Origin of the sequence: Streptomyces sp. NPDC127038 (assembly GCF_042725875.1) — a bacterium.
Classification (GTDB): domain Bacteria; phylum Actinomycetota; class Actinomycetes; order Streptomycetales; family Streptomycetaceae; genus Streptomyces.
Genome location: NZ_JBHXDQ010000007.1, coordinates 109,106 through 127,595, shown reverse-complemented (window position 1 = coordinate 127,595; position 18,490 = coordinate 109,106). Strand labels below are relative to the sequence as shown.

General features: G+C 71.5%; 16 protein-coding genes. 5 read left to right on the top strand and 11 right to left on the bottom strand.

Annotation, left to right across the window (positions count from 1 at the left end):
- Positions 1–11: 11 nt before the first annotated feature.
- From ACFWI4_RS07985 to ACFWI4_RS07970, 4 genes are all read right to left on the bottom strand, one after another.
- On the bottom strand, positions 12–995 hold the full coding sequence (locus ACFWI4_RS07985; RefSeq protein ID WP_387192129.1) for an oligopeptide/dipeptide ABC transporter ATP-binding protein: 984 nt from the start codon (positions 993–995) through the stop codon (positions 12–14).
- Complete coding sequence (locus ACFWI4_RS07980) at positions 992–2,953, bottom strand: dipeptide/oligopeptide/nickel ABC transporter permease/ATP-binding protein (protein WP_387192127.1); 1,962 nt, start codon at positions 2,951–2,953, stop codon at positions 992–994. The genes ACFWI4_RS07985 and ACFWI4_RS07980 overlap by 4 nt, the downstream gene beginning before the upstream one ends.
- Complete coding sequence (locus ACFWI4_RS07975; RefSeq protein ID WP_385397949.1) at positions 2,950–3,891, bottom strand: ABC transporter permease; 942 nt, start codon at positions 3,889–3,891, stop codon at positions 2,950–2,952. The genes ACFWI4_RS07980 and ACFWI4_RS07975 overlap by 4 nt, the downstream gene beginning before the upstream one ends.
- Positions 3,892–3,979: 88 nt before the next feature.
- On the bottom strand, positions 3,980–5,524 hold the full coding sequence (locus ACFWI4_RS07970) for an ABC transporter substrate-binding protein (RefSeq protein ID WP_387192125.1): 1,545 nt from the start codon (positions 5,522–5,524) through the stop codon (positions 3,980–3,982).
- 129 nt (positions 5,525–5,653) lie between these two features.
- On the opposite strand from ACFWI4_RS07970, the gene ACFWI4_RS07965 reads away from it, so the two are divergent.
- A complete protein-coding gene (locus ACFWI4_RS07965; RefSeq protein WP_387192123.1) occupies positions 5,654–6,475 on the top strand; it encodes an IclR family transcriptional regulator in 822 nt (273 codons plus the stop codon).
- Here ACFWI4_RS07965 and ACFWI4_RS07960 read toward each other — a convergent pair.
- From ACFWI4_RS07960 to ACFWI4_RS07930, 7 genes are all read right to left on the bottom strand, one after another.
- A complete protein-coding gene (locus ACFWI4_RS07960) occupies positions 6,465–9,074 on the bottom strand; it encodes a family 78 glycoside hydrolase catalytic domain (RefSeq protein ID WP_387192121.1) in 2,610 nt (869 codons plus the stop codon). The genes ACFWI4_RS07965 and ACFWI4_RS07960 overlap by 11 nt on opposite strands.
- A complete protein-coding gene (locus ACFWI4_RS07955) occupies positions 9,071–10,033 on the bottom strand; it encodes an alpha/beta hydrolase (RefSeq protein WP_387192119.1) in 963 nt (320 codons plus the stop codon). Before ACFWI4_RS07955 ends, ACFWI4_RS07960 begins: the two co-directional genes overlap by 4 nt.
- A gap of 104 nt (positions 10,034–10,137) precedes the next feature.
- Positions 10,138–11,610, bottom strand: coding sequence for a glycoside hydrolase family 43 protein (locus ACFWI4_RS07950; protein ID WP_387192117.1), 1,473 nt, complete (start codon positions 11,608–11,610; stop codon positions 10,138–10,140).
- The gene (locus tag ACFWI4_RS07945) at positions 11,607–12,383 is read right to left on the bottom strand and encodes an alpha/beta hydrolase fold domain-containing protein (protein WP_387192115.1); all 777 of its coding nucleotides are present in this window, start codon (positions 12,381–12,383) and stop codon (positions 11,607–11,609) included. The genes ACFWI4_RS07950 and ACFWI4_RS07945 overlap by 4 nt, the downstream gene beginning before the upstream one ends.
- Entirely contained in the window at positions 12,380–13,663 is a 1,284-nt protein-coding gene (locus ACFWI4_RS07940) for an amidohydrolase family protein (RefSeq protein ID WP_387192113.1), read from the bottom strand. Before ACFWI4_RS07940 ends, ACFWI4_RS07945 begins: the two co-directional genes overlap by 4 nt.
- A 1-nt stretch (position 13,664) precedes the next feature.
- Entirely contained in the window at positions 13,665–14,444 is a 780-nt protein-coding gene (locus ACFWI4_RS07935; protein ID WP_385397937.1) for an SDR family NAD(P)-dependent oxidoreductase, read from the bottom strand.
- Between the two features lie 11 nt (positions 14,445–14,455).
- The gene (locus ACFWI4_RS07930; RefSeq protein ID WP_387192111.1) at positions 14,456–15,214 is read right to left on the bottom strand and encodes an SDR family NAD(P)-dependent oxidoreductase; all 759 of its coding nucleotides are present in this window, start codon (positions 15,212–15,214) and stop codon (positions 14,456–14,458) included.
- A gap of 152 nt (positions 15,215–15,366) precedes the next feature.
- Here ACFWI4_RS07930 and ACFWI4_RS07925 point away from each other — a divergent pair, with 152 nt between their 5' ends.
- The 4 genes from ACFWI4_RS07925 to ACFWI4_RS07910 all read left to right on the top strand — a co-directional run bounded on the left by ACFWI4_RS07925 (position 15,367) and on the right by ACFWI4_RS07910 (position 18,472).
- Positions 15,367–15,942, top strand: a complete 576-nt coding sequence (locus ACFWI4_RS07925; protein ID WP_387192109.1) for a carboxymuconolactone decarboxylase family protein — start codon at positions 15,367–15,369, stop codon at positions 15,940–15,942.
- Positions 15,939–16,820, top strand: coding sequence for a fumarylacetoacetate hydrolase family protein (locus ACFWI4_RS07920; RefSeq protein WP_387192107.1), 882 nt, complete (start codon positions 15,939–15,941; stop codon positions 16,818–16,820). Before ACFWI4_RS07925 ends, ACFWI4_RS07920 begins: the two co-directional genes overlap by 4 nt.
- Before the next feature lie 10 nt (positions 16,821–16,830).
- On the top strand, positions 16,831–17,664 hold the full coding sequence (locus tag ACFWI4_RS07915) for a fumarylacetoacetate hydrolase family protein (protein ID WP_387192105.1): 834 nt from the start codon (positions 16,831–16,833) through the stop codon (positions 17,662–17,664).
- A 286-nt stretch (positions 17,665–17,950) separates the two neighbouring features.
- Complete coding sequence (locus ACFWI4_RS07910; protein WP_387192103.1) at positions 17,951–18,472, top strand: hypothetical protein; 522 nt, start codon at positions 17,951–17,953, stop codon at positions 18,470–18,472.
- Positions 18,473–18,490 lie beyond the last annotated feature (18 nt).

The window sequence follows — 18,490 nt, the reverse complement described above, 5'->3', positions numbered from 1 at the left end:
GGGTGCTGGGGTCAGTGGGTGGCACGAAGCGCGGCGACTTCGTCGAGGCGATGGCAGGCCGCGAAGGAGTCACCGGTGCCGGTGAGGGGCGGCCGCTCGGTGCGGCAGCGGTCCGCCGCGAGCGGGCACCGGTTGACGAACGGACAGCCCGTCGATGCCGCGCTCGCCGTTCCTGCGGCGCCGATGCCCAGTGCCTCGCGCGCGGCGCGACGGTGCGCCTGCTCGGCCGGACGGGGTACGGGTGCCGCCGCTGTCAGTGCCACGGTGTACGGGTGACGCGGTTCCTGGGTCACCGACTCGACGTCTCCCTGCTCCATCACCCGGCCGCGGTAGAGAACCACGACCCGCTGGGAGAGGAACCGGACGACGCCCAGGTCGTGCGCGATGAAGAGCAGGGCGAGTTGTCGCCGGTCACGCAGATCGGCCAGCAGGTTCAGCACCTGCGCCTGGGTCGAGAGATCGAGGGCGCTGACCGGCTCGTCGAGCACGATCACCTTCGGGTCGCAGACCAGGGCACGGGCGATCGCCACCCGCTGGCGCTGACCACCGGAGAGCCGCGCCGGATCGCGGTCGATCACGTCGCGGGGGAGACCGACCGCGGCGAGCGCCTCGCGGGCCCGCTGCCACTGCTCCTGCTTCGGGACGCGCAGCACCCGCAGCGGCTCCACCAGGGTCTGGCCGATGCTCTGGGCCGGGTTGAGCGAGGAGTAGGGGTCCTGGAAGACCGCGCGCAGGTCGATCGCGCTGATCCGCCGCTGTCGTAGCGAGGCCGTGGTGATGTCCGTCCCGTGCAGGGTGATCGACCCGGAACTCGCGGCCTGAAGTCCCAGGATCGCCTTGCCGATGGTCGACTTGCCCGAGCCGGACTCGCCGACGAGGCCGAGGGTCTCGCCCGGTGCGATGTCGAACCCGACCCCGTCGACGGCCGGAGGGGTCCTGTGACGGCGTCCGTAGTGAACGACGAGGTCCCGGACGCGGAGGGCTGGTTGGTTCATCGGACGGCTCCGGATTCGTTCGGCACGGCCGTGCCGGGCGCCGCGGCCGTCGGGTGGATGCAGCGGACGGTTCCCGCTCCGTGCGCCGGCGCGGCCGCGATCGGCTCGTGGCATTCGGGGGTGGCCAGGGGGCACCGGCTCGCGAACCGGCAGCCGACGGGCCAGTCCTTCGGCGCGGGCACCGTGCCCGGGATCGAGGGCAGCCGGTCCGGGACCGCCTCCCCGTGCGGGATGTGGGGATTCGCGGCCAGCAGGGCCCTCGTGTAGGGATGGGCGGCCTGGTCGAGGACCTCGGCCACGGTCCCGGACTCGACCACTTGACCGGCGTACATGACGGCCACGTCGTCGCACAGGTCCGCCACCACACCGAGGTCGTGGCTGACCAGGACGACCGACAGGCCGGTGCCGCGCACCAGCGAGCGCAGCAGGCTGAGGATCTCCGCCTGCACCGTCACGTCCAGGGCGGTGGTCGGCTCGTCGGCGATCAGGAGCTTGGGGGAGCCGGTGAGCGCGAGGGCGATGCAGACGCGCTGGGCCATGCCGCCGGACAGCGCGTGGGGGTGGCTGCGCAGGATCCGCTCGGGGTCGACGATGCCCACCCGGGTGAGCAGGTCGAGCGCGATCGTCCGGGCCTCGTCGCGGCCGACCTCGCGGAAGCGGCGGATGGGCCGGGTGAGTTGATGGCCGATCGAGAACATCGGGTCGAGTGCGACCATCGGTTCCTGTGAGATCAGCGCGATGTCCCGCCCGCGGACGGCCTGGTACTGCTGGTCGGAGAGCCCGGCCAGGTTCCGGCCCTCGAAGAGCACGGCGCCGCCGCTGACCTCGACACCGTCGGGCAGCAGTCCCATCAGCGAGCGCGCGGTCATCGTCTTGCCGCACCCGGACTCGCCGACCAGGCCGAGCACGGTGCCGGGCCGGACCGACACCGAGACGCCGGTGACCAGCTCCGTGCCGTCCACGACGCCGACGTGCAGATCCCGTACCTCGAGCAGGGCCCCGTCGGTCCGGGGTGTTGCCTCGCCCGCGGCCGAAGCCGCCGCCGGAGGCCGGCCGAGGTGTCGTACCGGGCGGCGGGCAGGGACGGTCCGCTCCCGCTCGCCGGCCAGGGCGTCGGCGATCCGGTTGGCCGCGATCACGGTCAGCGCGAGTACGACACCGGTGGGAACCATCATCCAGGCGTCGTCGTAGATGTGCTGCTGGGCGTCGCCGATGAGACCGCCCCAGCTCGGCGCCGGTATGGCCGGACCGTAGCCCATGAAGGCCAGGCCGGCCTCGATCAGGATGCCGAGCGCGAAGAGCTGGGCCGCCTGGACGGCGATCGTGGTCGCCATGCCGGGCAGCACGTGACGCACGTTCACCAGCAGGGAGCCGACGCCGTTCACCTTCGCCGCGTCGACATGGAGGCGGGTGCGCAGCGACTGGGCCGGCGCGAGCAGGATCCGGTACACCGGAGCCGCGAGCAGAAGCCCGAGGACGGCCATGATGGCCCATACGTGGATCCCTACGGCGCCGACGAAGGCCAGCAGGATCACGGTGGTCGGCAGGGCGAGGAGCAGCTCGGCGACGCGGCTGCCGGTCCGCTCGACGCCCCGGCCGTGTTCGGCCGCGAGCAACGCCATCGGCACGCCGACACAGAAGGCCACCGTCACCGCCAGCAGTGCCGGGCCGATCGAGACCCAGCCGCCGGTGACGATCCGGGAGAAGATGTCGCGGCCCAGTTCGTCGGTGCCGAGCCAGTGCCTGCCGGAAGGGCCCGTCAGGGAGTGCGCGGGGTCCTGCCCGCCGACGGGGAACGGCACCCACCAGCGCGCGGTCGCCGAGGCGATCACGATCGCGGCCAGCCACGCGATCGCGAGCACGGAGCCGGGTCGGCGCAGCGAGGCCGCGAGGCGGCGCCGGCCGGATTCGGCTTCGGACGCCAGGGGCTTCTGGACGGTTTCGGTGACGGCGTTCACGCGGTACGCACCTTCGGGTCGAGGGCGGCGAGGACGAGGTCGAGGAGCAGGTTGGTGACGACCACGACCACGGTCGAGACGACGACGACGCCCTGGACCGCCGGGAAGTCGTGGGTGTTGATCGCGGCCTGGGCGGCCTGCCCGAGACCCGGCAGCGCGAAGAGCTGCTCGATGATGACCGAGCCGCCGAAGAGGGCGATGAACTGGATGCCGAGCACCGACACCACCGGCGCACCGGCGAAGCGGAGCGCGTGCAGGTAGCGGATCCGCCAGAGCGGCGTGCCGAGAGCCCGCAGGGTGCGGATGTGCTCCTGGCGCAGCGCGTTGACCATGCCGGCCCTGGTCGTGCGCGCGATGATCGCGGCTCCCGTCAGCCCCAGCGCGAGGACCGGGAGGACCAGGCTCTGGACGTACTGCGCCGGCGAGGTCGTGAACCCGACGTAGCCGGTGGCGGGCAGCAGATGCGCCTTCACCGAGAGCACGTACACCAGCAGGATGCCGAGCCAGAACTGAGGCAGGGAGAGCATGACCCCGCTGGTCACGGTGATCAGGCGGTCGAGGCGGCCCCCGCGCACCGCGGCCAGGACTCCGACCAGGATCCCGAGGACCCCGCTGAACAGGGTCGCGAAGACCGCCGTCGACGCGGTGACCGGGATGCGCTGCACCAGGTCCGGCCAGATGGCGCGGCCGTCGATCAACGAGACCCCGAGGTCGCTGCGGACCGCGTGTCCGAGCCAGCTCGCGTACTGGGCGACGAGCGGACGGTCCCAGCCGAGCCGGACGTTCTCCGCCGCGATCTGGGCCCTGGTCGCCCCCTCCCCGGCGGTGATGGCTCCCGGGCTGCCGCCGGAGGCGTGCACCAGGAGGAAGCTCAGGGCGGACGCCACCAGGACGGTGACGACACCGAGCCCGACACGGCGGGCGACGTAGGTGAGCATGCGGTTCCTTTCCGGGATCAGGGCGCGAGCGCGCCGTTCCGGCGGTCGGCAGGCGTTCCGAGGACCACCGGCCGACCGCCGGGAACGGTCAGCCGACGGGCTTGAAGGAGCTCAGCAGCGGGTAGCCGTCGGTGCCGGGATAGGTCGGCGCCTTGAGCGCCTTGGCGTCGTATCCGGCGTACGCGTACTGCTCGGCGACCGGGATCAGCCAGCCCTCGTCGATCAGCGAGCCGTTCAGCTTCTTCAGCGCGGCGGCGTGGTCGGGACCGGAGGCGTTCGACGCCGCCCCGAGCGCGGCCCCGATCACCGGGTCCTGCGTCTTGTGCGGGTTCGCGAAGCCGCCCACGAGAACCCCGGCGGTGACGCCTATCTCGTTGCTCATCGTCAGCGGGATGAAGCCCAGTGGCTGGGAGTTGACCGCCGCGAAGAGCCGGCCGGTCGAGGTGGTGACGTCGATCTTCATGTCGACGCCGATCGCCTTGAACCCGTTCTGCAGGAACTCCAGCGCGGCCTGGTCGGTCGGGCTGGCGGTGATGGTGAACGAGAACCCGTGCGGGTAGCCGGCCCGGCTCAGCGTGCTCTTCGCCTTGGCGACGTCGTAGGCGTACCGAGTGTTCAGCGCGGGGTCGTAGCCGGGCGAGGACTTGGGGAAGGCGTTGGCCGTCGGCTCGGCGCCCTTGGCCACGCTCTTGACGAAGGCGTCCCGGTCGATCGCGTAGCTCAATGCCAGCCGAACGTCCTTGCTGCCGAACGGCTTCGAGCTCACGCCGGTCTTGTCGAAGACCAGCAGGTCCAGCATCGTGCCGCCGTTCTTGACCAGCGACACGCCGTTGGACGATGCCGTCCGCTCCGTGGACGTGTCGAGGAGCGAGGCGTCCGTCTGGCCGGAGATCTGCGCGTTCAGACGGGCGTTCTTGTCCAGGTACGGCTTGTAGACGATCGTCCGGAACGGGTAGGTGCCCGCGTTCGTGCCGGGCTGTCGGCTCATCGTGTAACTGCTGCCCTTGACCGCGGAGTTCATCCTGTACGGGCCCGAGCCGTCCGGCCCCTTGTCGAGCAGGCTCGGGTCGCTGATCGCCTTCGCTCCGACCATGGTCCCGGGGACGCCCGCGAGGTTCGTCTGGAACGACCCTTGCGCGGCGGGGAAAGTGAGCACCACCGTGTCGGCGCTCGGGGCCTCGACGGCTGCGATCTCGCTGGAACCGCCCTTGGCGAAGCCGGAGTAGGCCTGGAGCTTGGAGTTGCTCCGACGGTCGAGGTTCGCCTTGACCAGCTGGGCGGTGAGCTTGGAGCCGTCGGTGAAGGTGACACCGGACTTGAGCTTCAGCGTCATCCGGGTCTTGGCCTTGTTGTAGCCGAAGCTGGAGACGAGTTCGGGGACGGGCTGACCGTCGGCGCCCTCCGCGAAGAGCGACTGGTAGACCGACTCGTAGAAGAGCCGCTGGCCACCGCCGTAGAGCAGCGGGTCGTAGCCCTGCGGTGCCGGGTCGGAGTCGTAGCCGAGGGTGAGCGTGGTGCTCGAAGCAGAGCCGTTCGCGCCGTTGGTCGAAGAGCCGCACGCCGCCAGAGAGACGGTGGCTACCGCCAAGGCCAGTGTGCTGGCCGCCAGACGCTTGAAGGTGAAGCCGGTCATCGAAGCCTCTCGGGTTGTCCGGGTCGGGGCCTTCGCCCAACTTGACGAGAACAATGAGTGGCGCCGGTCACACAAGTCAGCAATGATTGCCATTGATTGAAACGCGCACTTAATCGGAAGGTGTCATTCGTGAGCGATACGGAGGCCGTTCCGGCCCGGCGCCGGGGCAAGCGACCACCGCAGGGAGAGCCGGTCATCGACCGGGCGCTGTCGCTGCTCGAGGCCTTCGACGCGACACGGCGGCACCTGACCCTGCGCGAACTGAGCCTGCTCAGCAATATTCCGGTCAGCACGACGTTGCGACTGGCCGGCCGGCTGCTCGACTGGGGGGCGCTCGAACGCGACGAAGCCGGCCGGTACTCGATCGGCCTGCGGCTCCTGGAAGTCGCCTCACTCGCCCCGCGCGGTCACGGTCTGCGCCACATCGCTCTGCCCTTCATGAGCGACCTGGGCGCGGTCACGCGACAGCACGTGCAACTCGCGGTCCGCGACGGCCTGGAGGCGACGCTGGTCGAGCGTCTGTCGGCGCACAGGGCGGTGGAGGTGCGGTACAGGATCGGCGGCAAGATGCCGCTGCACGCGACCGGCATGGGGCTGGCGCTCCTCGCCTTCGCACCGGGCGAGGTGCAGGACGAACTGCTCGCGCGGCCACTCCACAGCGAGCCGGACAAGAGGCTGATCCCGGCCTCGGCGATGCGGCGCACGCTCGCCGAGGTGCGCAGGGAGCGGGTGGCCATCTTCCGCCGCACCGAGCTGGAGACCCTGGTGGCGGTGGCCGCGCCGGTCTTCGACGAGCGCGACGAAGCGGTCGCCGCGATCGGCGTGCTGCTCCCCGAACGGGAGGCGCAGCCACGCCGGCTCACCTACGCGGTGAGAATCGCCGCGCAGGGCATCTCGCGTGCCCTCGGCGCCCCCAGCGCGGCCTCGCCCCCGGCGCCGTTCACGCCATGAAGACGTGCCGGCCGGGGCCGGCCACCTCCATCTCGCCGTTCGGCAGGACGACCTCGGCGGTCGTGCCCGGGGGCACGACCACCTCGAGCAGCAACCCGCCGTCTCCGATCTCCCAGGCCGACTCGATGCGCCCATAGGGCGACTCCAGCACCGCGGAGGCCGAGGTGAGACCGCCGCCCGGGAGCGGGGCCACCCGGAAGCGGCGGTAGGCCGGATCGAGCGGCTTCAGCCCAGCGGTGTACCGGTGGAGGAAGCTGATCACCGCCCCCTTCGAGTAGTGGTTGAGCGACTCGTGCGGCGTACCGTCGTCCGCCATCCCGTTCCAGCGCTCCCAGATCGTGGTCGCACCGCGATCGATCATGTGCAGCCAGGACGGCGGACCGTCCTGGAACAGCAGCTCGTAGGCGAGATCCACCTCGCCGTGTTCGGCCAGCACCGGCAGGAGGAGGGGCGTCGCCAGGAAACCGGTGCCGACATGGGTGCCCGCGGCCCGGACGAGACCGACGAGCTGCGCCACGGCGTTCGGCACGGCCTCCTCCGGTACGAGCCCGAAGGCCAGCGCTCGCGCGAGGTTGGCCTGGGTGGCCGGGCGCACCGTGCCGTCAGCGGTCAGGAACTCCACCCGCCAGGCGGCGGTGACGCGGTCGGCGAGCTCGGCGTACCGCGCCGACTCCACCGGTTTGCCGAGCACCTCGGCGATACGGGCCATCAGCCCAGCCGACCGCGCGAGGTACGCCGTGGCGACATCGCTCTTGTCGGCGGCGACGAAGGCCCCGAAGTCGTCGATCTCGGCGCCCGGCTCCAGCCACTCACCCCAGTGGAAACCCGTGTCCCACAGATAGCGCTCGTGCCACGACTCGGGTCCGGAGCGACCCGGATGCCGGCCCCCGGCGGCCATGCGCTCGGCACGGCCCACCCAGCGCACCATGGCCGGCCACAGATCCGCCAAAATCCGCTCGTCGCCGTACGCGCGGTAGAGCTCCCAGGGCACGATGACCACGGCGTCACCCCAGCCGGCCGAACCCTGCAACGGCCCGGTGGGGCCGTGCGGGCCCTCGGCCGGGCCGTGCGGCGAGATGTTGGCGATCGTTCCGTCGGGCCATTGCTCGATCGCGACGTCGCCCAGCCACTTGGCCGAGAATCCGGCGACGTCGTACAGGAACGCGGCCGTCGGCGCGTAGATCTGCCAGTCGCCCGTCCACCCCGCCCGCTCCCGATGAGGACAGTCGGTGGGGATGTCGCAGGCGTTGCCGCGGAAGCTCCACACGGCGGCCTCGTGCAGGCGGTTGATCCGCTCGTCGCTGCACGAGAACCAGCCCGTGCGGCGCAGATCGCTGTGCACCACGACGCCCGTCACGTCCTCCGGCGTCAGATCGTGGGGATGCCCCTCGACGGCGACGTACCGGAAGCCGTGGGTCGTGTGCCGCGGCTCGAACACGTCACCCGGCCGGCCCGCGGAGATGACGCGGTCGACCTGCCCGGCGGGGAGCGGCGCGGGCAGGAACGGCACCGCGGGTCTGAGGTGGTCGGTGGTGAGATCGCCCTGGAGATCGAGTGCCTCACCGTGTACGAGCGTCACCTCGCCGCCCGCAGGGCCGAGGTCGCCGAGCCGGACCCAGCCATTGATGTTCTGTCCCAGGTCGACCAGTTGCCGGTCGTCGCCGCGTCGCACCACCGACCTCGGCCGCAGCTCCTCGACGCGACGCGTCGGTGGCGCCGGCGACCAGAACAGCGTCTCGTGGCCGAGGTCCACCGGCTCCACGGGGCGCCACCCAGTCGCGTCCCTGGCACGCCGGTCGTCGGACACACCGTCGATCAGGTCGGCGCGTACGAGGTTCGACGGCCGCGACTCCCAGCCCGCGTCGGTGCCGAACACCTCGGTGGTGCCGTCGACGTACTCCACGTGCAACTGGCCCAGGAACGCGGTGCGTTCGCCCCACTGGTCGACCGCCCGGAAGATCCCGACCTGACCGCGGAACCATCCGTCGCTGAGCAGCGCCGTCCAGGTCACCGACCCCGGCCGGAGCAGCGGCGTGACGTCGTAGGCCTGCACCGGCACCCGGGCCGCGTAGTGTGTGTACCCGGGGGTCAACTCCAGGTCGCCGACCCGGACCCCGTCGAGGAACGTCTCGTAGAGCCCGTGCGCCGTCGCGTAGAGCCGAGCGCGGAGCACCGGCCGCCGGACGAGCAGGCGGCCGCGCAGCTCGTACGCGGGGCGCGGGGCCTGGGGGAGCGGGTCCGGTTCGCGGGGACCGATCCACGACGCGGTCCAGTCGCCGGTGGCGAGCAGGCCCGTCTCGAAGGTCGCCGCGGCCGACCAGCCCGACTCCCCACGGTCGGTCCGCACCCGGACCCGCCAGCTCACGGGCTGCGCCGACCCGAGCGGGTCGAACGGCCATGGCTCGAGGACACTCCCGGCGGACTCGACCCAGTCCGAGTCGTGCACCGCACCGCCGAACTCCGCTCGGATCCGGTACGCGCTCTGGGCGAGCGTGCCCTCCGGGAGCCGCCACGACAGCCGGGGCGCGGGTTCACCGAGCCCGAGCGGTGAGCCGAGATGTTCGACCGCCGGAGCGGTCGGTGCGGTCGGCGCGCTCATGCGCCGACGGCCACGGGCCGGCCGACCGTGGCCGCGATCAGGTCCAGCGCGGTGGCGGTCGGCCCCACCGTGGCCGCGAGGTTGAGGAAGCCGTGCATCATCGAGCGCACCATCACCTGGCGCACGTCCACGCCCGTGGCCGCGAGCGCCGCCGCGAAGGCCTCGCCGGAGACCCTCAGGTCGTCGTACTCGGCGTTGAGCACCAGCGTCGGGCACATCCCGCGCAGGTCGGCCAGGACCGGGAAGGCGTACCCGTCGGCCTTGCTGAGGGGGCCGCCGAGATAGTTGTGGTTGAAGAAGCCGTGCATCTCCGGTGGGAAGTGGAGCACTTGGGGAACGTGGCTCATCAGCTCGGCGTGCTCGGGGCCGAGCGGCGGGAGCACCGCGTGGGCGACGCCGTAGGCGAAGATGAGGTGGGCGGGGGGCCGTTGGTCCTCGTCGCGCAGCTTCAGGGCTGCTCCCGCGGCGAGGTTGGCGCCGGCACTGGCCCCGCCGACCGAGACGCACGCGGGATCGACCCCCAGACCGTCGGCGTTCTCGCGGACCCAGCGCACCGCGGCCACGACGTCGTCGTGGGGCACCGGGTAGTGCACCCCGCTCTGGCAGAGCCGGTAGTCGACCGAGACCACGACCGCGTCGGCCCGCCGTGCCACCTCCCGGGAGGTCCAGTCCGCCTCGGGCATGTCCAGGTCGCCCATCATGAAGGCGCCGCCGTGCATCCACACGAGTGCGGGCCGCCCGGTCGCTCCGGAACGCTCGCCGTAGACCCGTACCGGGACCGGACCGTGCGGCCCGGGCGCCTCCGCCGCCCGAACCGGGACGTCGGGGACTTCGTAGTCCGGCCAGGCCTCGAACGCGGCCCGCCGCTCGGCGTACTGGGGGTCCTCGAAGAAGGCTTGCATGCTGGGAACACCCTCGATGTACGCGAAGCGCCGGAGGGTCTCAGGATGAATCGGCATGCGTCGCAGCGTTCCGGTCGCGCCGACCCGCGTCACCCGGCCGCTCCATTGAATGGAATGCCGGGGCCGGCTGAGTGGAACACGGGGACCGACTGAACGGAACGTCAGGACCGGCCCGAGTAGCGGAGTCGGCGGACCCGGACCGTGCCCTCGGTCGCGAACGGCCCGACGACCCGGCCCGTGAACGCCTTGGCGGTCTCGAAGCACCAGTGCCGGCCGTCCAGTTCGGCGAGCGTCACCTCGTCGTCGGCCACCCGGGCCGTCAGCCGGATCCGGTCGCCCCCGACCGCACCGGCGGAGAAGTCGGAGGGCGGCGGCTCCGTCGCGATGGTGAGCTCGACGTCTCCGCACGGCAGGGTGGCGTGCCAGGTCCGGTCGAATCCCGCCACCACCACCCGGGCCTCGACCTCGACCCCGGTTCCGGTGGCGCGGGCCTCCAGCGCCACCAGGTTGTCCTCCGCGTTGCGGAACGCGAGCCCCCCGCACCCTTCTTGGACGTCGAACACCGCGCTCACCACGGCGCCCAGATGCCGCTGCCGACGCCCGACGAAGGCCGGTCGTGGGCCGTCCAGCGCGGTGTGACCGGAGGTGCGACGGACGAGGAGACCGTCCGGCGTGGGTGTGGCGACCGCGGTCGGCAACTGGCGTACGGCGATCCAGACGGGGTCGGTCAGCACGTCCGGCGCGCCGAAGTCGTACGTCACCTCCTCGTCCGGCATCGGCGGCAGCTCGGTCAGCCGCGCGCTCGGCCAGCCGTCGGCCCAGTCGACGTCGGCCAGGAAGGTCTCGCGGCCGAGGGGCGAGAACGACTGCGCCAGCCCGACCGGCCGGACTCCGAGGCAGACGAGCGCCGTCCCCGAGTCGGTCTCGACCAGGTCGGCGTGGCCGAGGTTCTGCTCCGGCCGGCCGGTCCCGGCGGCGGAGAGGACCGGATTTCCCGGGCAGCCCTCGAACGGTCCGTCCGGTCTTCGGGCCCGGGCCACGGTGACGGCGTGGCCCCGGTCCGTGCCGCCTTCGGCCACCACCAGGTACCACCATGGGCCACGGCGGTAGAGGTGCGGGCCCTCGGGGGAGTAGCCGCCGCTGCCGGCCCAGACCGCACGGGGGGTGTCGAGGGCCCGGCCGGTCGTCAGATCGACGCGGACCTGCTGGATCGGGTCGGGATGGCGGGCGAAGGTGACGATCGCGGTGCCGTCGTCGTCCCAGGCGAGATCGGGGTCGATCCCGTCGACCGCGGGGATGCTCACGCCGTCGCTCCACGGGCCGGCCGGATCGGTCGCCGTGAAGACGACGCAGCCCCGGCCGCCGAGGAAGACGGTGACGATGAGGTGGAAGAGGCCGTCGCGGTAGCGCAGCGTCGGGGCCCAGACCCCGCCGGGCGTCGGGATCCGTTCGAGCTCGACCTGCTCCGGCCTGGTCGCCACATGCCCGATCTGACGCCAGTTCCGCAGGTCGGTGCTGTGGTGGACCGGCAGTCCCGGCAGGTACTCGAACGACGAGGTGACGAGGTAGTAGTCGTCACCGACCCGCACCACGCTGGGGTCCGGGTTGAACCCCGGGATCACCGGACGGGTCATGGCGTGACGAGCCTCCGCAGGAAGGCGAGGGACTCCCGGTGCAGGGCGGTCACGTCCTCGGCGCCGTCCCAGAAGTGGCTCGCGCCGGGCACGAGCAGCAGTCGCGCGGACCCTCCCGCCGCGGTCAGGGCCGCGACGAAGTCGACGCTCTGCGCGGTCGGCACCATCGTGTCGCTGTCGCCGTGCAGGAGCAGCACGGGCGGCGCGTCGGCACGCACATGCCTGATCGGACTGGCCTTGCGGGCGAGATCCGGGATCTCGGCGGCCGGCGCTCCCAGGAAGAGCGCCTCGCGCGTCCCAGGATCGTCGGGGTCGGGCATGGCGGTCAGATCGGTGACCGGGAACCACGCGACCACGCCAGCGACGGGCGAGCCGGTCAGCGCGGCCAGCAGGGCGAGGTGCCCGCCGGCCGAGTCGCCCCAGAGGAACACCTGCCCCGCGCCGACCTCGTGGGCCGCCATGACCTCGGCCACGGTCGCGACCGCGGCTCGGACGTCGTCGGCCGCGGCCGGGTAGGGAGCCTCGCCACTGAGCCGGTAGTCGATCGCCGCCACCGCGAAGCCCGCGCGCACCATCGCGGGGTAGAAGTCCTCACCCAGGCGCGGCAGCGGGTGGCGACGCGAACCGCGGCGCCAGCCACCGCCGTGCACGTGGACGATGACCGGCACCTCGCCGGCACCGGCGGCGGGCACCGCGTCGGGGAGGTAAAGGTCGAGTTCGAGCGGGCGGAAGCCCGGGATCACCGCGTACTCGACGCCGTCGAACCGTCTCATGCCGTACCGCGCGTGAGCTGCTCGGCACACGAGTGGAACCGGCCGCCCTGCATGATGGCGAGGAGGTTCCCGGCGTCCTGGAGCACGGTCACGTCCTTCGTCGGATCGCCGTCCACCACGAGGATGTCGGCCAGGTACTCCGGCGCCAGGAGGCCGACCGGGAACTCCAGGACCTGACCTCCGTGGAAGGTGGCCGCCTTGAGCGCCTCGAGCGGGCTGTATCCGAAGAGATCGACGAAGAGCTGGAGGTCGCGGGCGTTGCGGCCGATCGGGTTGTTCGGGAAGCCGTAGTCGCCGCCCGGCAGCACGCGCAGGCCGCGCCTGCGGAGCTCCGGGTAGAGCTGCGTCATCGCTTCGAGCGACTTCACCGAGCCCATCTTCCGGGCCATCGCGGTGTCGATTCCGAACTCCTCGCCCTCGTGGACGTTGGCCCACATGATGCCGACGGCCGGGGAGAGGAAGACCGAGTCCTTCGCCTCCTCGAGGAGGTCGATCGCCTCCTGGTCGGCGTAGGAGCAGTGATAGATCGAGCGGAAGCCGCTGGTGACCGCCAGCTTGATCGACTCGGGATTCTGGGCGTGGCAGTTGAGCCAGACACCGGACTCGCGCGCCTGCTCACCGGCGGCCCGCGCCTCTTCGGCGCTGTACTGCGTGACCATCGATCCGCCTTCGAAGAAGACGTCGTCGTTGCTCATCAGCAGCTTGACGCTGTCGAAGCCGATCGCGGCCTGCTCGCGGATGAACGCGCGTATCGCGTCCGGACCCGTCTTCTGCTCGCGCGGGCCGTCGGGGCCCATCTGCACCGGATTGTTGTCGCGCTCGAACGACGCGGCACGCATCCGCGGTCCCACCGCGGCACCCGCCTCGATCTGATCGCGGAGCATCACCTCGGTCGGCACGGGGGTCAGCGAACCCGCCGAGTAGGCGCTGGTGAAGCCCTGGTCGAGCAGGATGCGCGCGTTGCGCTTGGCGATCTCCAAATGCTCGTCCGGCGTCGGCATGTGGTGGAAGAAGCTGACGTCCAGCGGCGGGTTGAAGGAGGTGTCGAGGTGACCGACGGCCGAGGGAAAGGTCAGATGGCAGTGCGACTCGATCAGGCCCGGCATGACCGTCCTGCCCGTGCAGTCGACGACACGGTCGTCCGGCCGCGCCTGTACGCCACCGCCGACGACGACCGCCTCGATCGTCTCACCGCGGACGACCACGTCGGCGGGGACGGCCGGGGCGCCCGAGCCGTCGAAGACACTGCCGTTGACGAACAGGATGCGCTGCTCGGGCATATCAGGCTCCGATCATGTTGTAGCCGCCGTCGGCGACGAAGTAGCTGCCGGTGATGTGCTGGGCGTCCTCGGTCGCGAGGAGGAGCGCCGTGCCGGCGACCTCCTCGGGCTTCGGGATGTGGTGCATCGGGGTCATCTCCCGCAGCTTCTCGCCGCGTCCGTTCTTGTAGTCCTCGCGGTTGAGCATGCGCTCGGTCTCCATGAATCCGGGTGCGAAGGTGTTCACCCGGACCGTGGGTGCGAACGCCTGAGCGTACGACTTGGTGATGCCGAGGACGCCGTACTTCGCGGCCGCGTACTGCGGAGCCCGCGCGCTGCCACGGACCACGACGGTGGAGCCCACGTTGACGATCGAGCCGCCGCCGGGCTGTTCGAGCATCCGGGAGCCGAACTCGTGGGTGCACAGCAGGGTGCCCTTGAGATCCACGGCGAGCGTGTGGTCGATCGCCTCCTCGGTGATCTCACGCCACGACATCTGGTCGCTGGCCATGTCGCCCACGTTGTTGATCGCCACGTCGACCCGGCCGAAGTGCCCCCACACCGCGTCGGCCATGCGCGTGATCTGCGCCCATTCCACGATGTCGGCCTGGACCAGGAAGGCTTTGCGCCCCTCGGCCTCGACCCGGTCGGCCGTACGGCGTGCGCCCGCCTGCGAGCTGCGGTAGTGGACCGCCACGTCGGCACCCTCCTGGGCCGCCCGGACGGCGATCTCGGCCCCGAGGCCGGTGCCGGCACCGGTGACCAGGACGACCTTGCCGGTGAAGCGCTGCGGATGGTTCATGGGTCCGCCTTTCAGACGAGGGTGCGACCGCCGTCGACGTACATGACGTGACCCGTCACGAACGCGGACTGCGGGGAGCAGAGGAACAGCAGGGGTGCGACGACGTCGTCGGCGGTGCCGAGCCGGCCGGCCGGAACGAGTCCGACCATCCCGTCGCGCACGCCCGGCTTGTCGAGGTAGGCGCGTGTCAGGTCGGTCTCGGTGTAACCGGGTGCGACGGCGTTGACCGTGACGCCGTACGGCGCCCACTCGCGGGCCATCACACGGCAGAGCTGGTTGACACCGCCCTTGGTGGCGGCGTACGGAGCGTGGTCGGCGTGCGCCAGCAGTCCGGAGACCGAGGACAGCAGGACGATCCGGCCGTAGCCGCCGGACACCATCACGGCGCCGGCCGCCTGAGCGCTCCACACGGCGCTCTTGAGGTTGACGTCGATGATCCGTTCCCAGACGTCGTCGGGTGTCTCCAGCACCGGGCGCCGGTCGTTGATACCGACGGCGTGCACGAAGACGTCGAGGCCGCCCATCGTCCCGGCGCTCTCGGCGACCGCCGAGCGAGCGCTCCGCGGGTCGGTGAGGTCGGCCGCGCGGGTCGCGATCGAGAGGCCCGCCTCCGCTGCCCGCTCGGCGAGCGCGGCGAGCCGCTCCTCGTCGACGTCCATGACGGTCACGCGGGCGCCGTGTCCGGCGAGGCCGAGGGCGGCGGCAGCGCCGATGCCGCCGGCGCCGGCCACCAGGGCCGCGCGATGATCGAGTCCGAGCCAGTCGTCCATGCGAGGGATGAAAGGCGATGGGGTGTGATCCGCACTACGTTCGTTTCAATCATTGGCACGTGCGCGGGTGTCATGCCACACGTGCGCGGGTGCCATGCCATTGCTTGGCACAGCGATGCGTGTACGCCGGTACGCACACCACACTCGGGGCCATGACACGGCTGCCCCGCCTGGCCCCAGGCGAACTCGACCCCGACCAGCGCTCCCTCTACGACGCGATCACCGGAGGGCCCCGCGCAGGCGGCCCCCAACTGTTCGCCCTCACCGACGCGCAGGGAAGGCTCAACGGCCCTTTCAACGCGATGCTGTTCGCGCCCGGGGTCGGGGCGGCCCTCCAGGAGCTGGGCTCGGCGATCCGCTACCGGACCTCGCTCGGCGGTCGGATCCGCGAACTCGCCGTCCTCACGGTCGCGGCCCACTGGGACTCGGCCTTCGAGCGCCGCGCCCACGAACCGATCGGCCGGGCCGCGGGTCTGACCGACGCGGAGATCGCCGCGGTGAGCGCCGGCACGGCACCCGAACTGACGGACCCCGCCGAAGCGGCCGCCCTCGAACTGGTGCGAGTCCTCGTCGCGCGTGGCGACGCCGACGACGTCGTCTTCGAGCGAGCCGTTTCATTGAACGGCATCGAGGCGGTGGTGGAGCTCACCACGCTGGTGGGCTACTACGCAACGCTCGCGCTGCAGTTGCGCGTGTTCCGCGTCGGACCACCAGGAGCCTCCGCATGAAACTCGTGACCTTCAACGACGGCCGGGTCGGCCACGTCGACGGCGAGACCGTCGTCGAGCTCGACGTCCCGTCGATGCGCGACTACTTCGAACGAGCGGGGGAGGCCGAGGAGACCGGGCGCCGGTTCCCCCTCGGCGAGGTCACCCTGCGGGCGCCGATCGTGCCCAAGAAGTTCTTCCACACCGCGGGCAACTTCACCGACCACCACGACGAGCTGACCGCCGTCGACTGGTCGCACCCGGTGCACAAGGGGATCGTCTTCTTCCAGAACGTCGACGCGATCATCGGCCCCGACCAGCCGATCGTGTACCCCGAGGGGCTCACCAAAGAACTGGACTACGAGCTCGAGCTCGCCATCGTGATCGGCAAGAGCGGCAAGTTCTTCGGCCCGGAGGAGGCCGAGGAGTACATCGCCGGTTACACCGTCTTCAACGACATCACTGCGCGGGACATCCAGCGCCGGGAGATGCAGTCGGGCGTCTTCTCCTTCTCGAAGGGGATCGACACCTTCTGCCCGATCGGCCCCTGGATCGTCACGAAGGACGAGGTTCCCGACCCGCACGCGCTCGCGATGGAGCTCCGGGTCAACGGTGAGCGACGCCAGACGGGCAACACCCAGAAGATGATCATCTCGATCCCGCACCTGGTCGCCTACCACTCGGCCCAGGGCTACACGGCCGGCGACATCATCACCACCGGCACCATCTCGGGCGTCGCCGCCGTGCAGCCGAACCCGTTCGACTTCTACCTCCGGCCGGGCGACCGGATCGAGGCGGAGATCGAGGGCGTCGGCACGCTGCGGAACCACGTGGTCGGCTGGAAGGACGCGCACGACACCGAGCCGTTCTCCATCGACCTCTACGGCCCGGCGAACTGAGGCGGAGCAGATGCGACTGGCCACGCTCTCCGACCGAGCCGTCCTGCTCACCGATACCGGCGCGGTCGACATCGCCGACGCCTCCGCGGGCCGCTTCGGCCCGGACCCCATGGACGTCCTGGCCGACTGGACCGCGTTCCGGGCCTGGGCCGGGAGCGCCGTACTGCCTGCAGCGAGCCCGTACCGGACCGCCGATCTGGGCGCGCCGGTCCCGCGACCCCGTCAGGTCTTCGCGGTGGCGCTGAACTACCGTCCGCACGCGGCCGAAGCCGGGTACGTCCCGCCCGAGATCCCGCTGCTCTTCACCAAGTTCCCCAGCTGCATCACCGGCCCGAACGCGCGCGTCGAGCTGCCCAAGGGCAGGGTCGACTGGGAGCTCGAGATGGTCGCCGTCATCGGCGCGCCCTGCCATCGGGTGCCCGCGAGCGAGGGCTGGGAGGCGGTGGCCGGGCTCACCGTGGGGCAGGACCTCTCCGAGCGCGTCCTCCAACTCACGGGCACGCCGCCGCAGTTCTCGCTGGGCAAGTCGTATCCGGGTTTCGGCCCGACCGGTCCGGCGCTCGTGACCCCCGACGAGCTGCCGGACCGGGACGACATCGCGATCGAGTGCCTGCTCAACGGCGAGAGCGTCCAGGCGGCACGCACCAGCGAGATGATCTTCTCCGTACCGCGGTTGGTGGAGTTCATCAGCGGGGTGTGCCCCCTCTACCCCGGCGATCTCATCTTCACGGGGACCCCGGCGGGGGTGGGCAACCGGCGCGTTCCGCAGCGGTTCCTCGGCCCCGACGACGTCCTGGTCAGCCGTATCGACGGCCTGGGCGAGATGCGCCAGACCTTCCGATGAACACGCCCTGCGCCGGCCCGCAGCCTCTGGGGCCGGCGCGGTGCCGCGAGCGTCCGACGCCTCGTCCCGGGCGTACCGGCGTCCTGGCCGCAAGTGGAGACCGGGGGCATTCGCCGGCGCCCCTCTGTGTAGCCCGCCGATCGCCGGCAGTCGCCGGCACCCGTCCGCAGTGCGCGGTGTCGCACACTGGAAGGGCACTCCCGCTCGGAGTGTGCCGCCGAGGTTCCGCGAGATCGCGGAGGGAACCGCCGGTGGCCAGGTCCTGTGGCACGGACCAGGAGGAGCAATGAGGCTACGTACGGCGCGCGGACGGCAGTCAGGCGGACCCCGTCGGTATGCCGTGCGCCTCCTGGCGATCCTGCGTCGGCGCCCCGCGCCGGTCCCTCCCGCGCGCGCCGCCCAACTGCGGGCGCTCATCGCGCTGTTGGACGAGGCGGTCGCGGCGCAGGCGCCGGCGGATCTGGTGGTGGCGGCCTGCGGTGAACCGGGCCCCCTGTCCGGGCGGACCGCCCAGGAGGCCGGACGGCAGTCCATGGCCCTGCACCGGCTGCACGCGCGCCTGCGTGAACTGCACCTGACGGAGAGTGATCTCGTCCAGGTCCAGGAGCACGCGGGACAGCTGCTCGCCTACGACCAGTGGATGATGCGCGAGGCCATGGACCTCGCCTTCCCCACGAACCCGCATCCGAGGAGCGAGGCGGCCCGGCTCCATCTCAACGGTCTGGGAAGGCCCGCCGACGACCTGCGCAGGCTCCGCGACGCACTCCGCTCCGAACGCGACGGAGAACCCGCCGGCCCAGACCGCTGAGCCGCCGTTTCGCCCGAC

What these genes read in the sequence shown, in the direction of transcription:
- ACFWI4_RS07985 (WP_387192129.1), bottom strand. Translation starts at nt 995, where the DNA reads ATGAACCAACCAGCCCTCCGCGTCCGGGACCTCGTCGTTCACTACGGA.
- ACFWI4_RS07975 (WP_385397949.1), bottom strand. Translation starts at nt 3,891, where the DNA reads ATGCTCACCTACGTCGCCCGCCGTGTCGGGCTCGGTGTCGTCACCGTC.
- ACFWI4_RS07970 (WP_387192125.1), bottom strand. Translation starts at nt 5,524, where the DNA reads ATGACCGGCTTCACCTTCAAGCGTCTGGCGGCCAGCACACTGGCCTTG.
- ACFWI4_RS07960 (WP_387192121.1), bottom strand. Translation starts at nt 9,074, where the DNA reads ATGAGCGCGCCGACCGCACCGACCGCTCCGGCGGTCGAACATCTCGGC.
- ACFWI4_RS07955 (WP_387192119.1), bottom strand. Translation starts at nt 10,033, where the DNA reads ATGCCGATTCATCCTGAGACCCTCCGGCGCTTCGCGTACATCGAGGGT.
- ACFWI4_RS07950 (WP_387192117.1), bottom strand. Translation starts at nt 11,610, where the DNA reads ATGACCCGTCCGGTGATCCCGGGGTTCAACCCGGACCCCAGCGTGGTG.
- ACFWI4_RS07945 (WP_387192115.1), bottom strand. Translation starts at nt 12,383, where the DNA reads ATGAGACGGTTCGACGGCGTCGAGTACGCGGTGATCCCGGGCTTCCGC.
- ACFWI4_RS07940 (WP_387192113.1), bottom strand. Translation starts at nt 13,663, where the DNA reads ATGCCCGAGCAGCGCATCCTGTTCGTCAACGGCAGTGTCTTCGACGGC.
- ACFWI4_RS07935 (WP_385397937.1), bottom strand. Translation starts at nt 14,444, where the DNA reads ATGAACCATCCGCAGCGCTTCACCGGCAAGGTCGTCCTGGTCACCGGT.
- ACFWI4_RS07930 (WP_387192111.1), bottom strand. Translation starts at nt 15,214, where the DNA reads ATGGACGACTGGCTCGGACTCGATCATCGCGCGGCCCTGGTGGCCGGC.
- ACFWI4_RS07925 (WP_387192109.1), top strand. Translation starts at nt 15,367, where the DNA reads ATGACACGGCTGCCCCGCCTGGCCCCAGGCGAACTCGACCCCGACCAG.
- ACFWI4_RS07920 (WP_387192107.1), top strand. Translation starts at nt 15,939, where the DNA reads ATGAAACTCGTGACCTTCAACGACGGCCGGGTCGGCCACGTCGACGGC.
- ACFWI4_RS07915 (WP_387192105.1), top strand. Translation starts at nt 16,831, where the DNA reads ATGCGACTGGCCACGCTCTCCGACCGAGCCGTCCTGCTCACCGATACC.
- ACFWI4_RS07910 (WP_387192103.1), top strand. Translation starts at nt 17,951, where the DNA reads ATGAGGCTACGTACGGCGCGCGGACGGCAGTCAGGCGGACCCCGTCGG.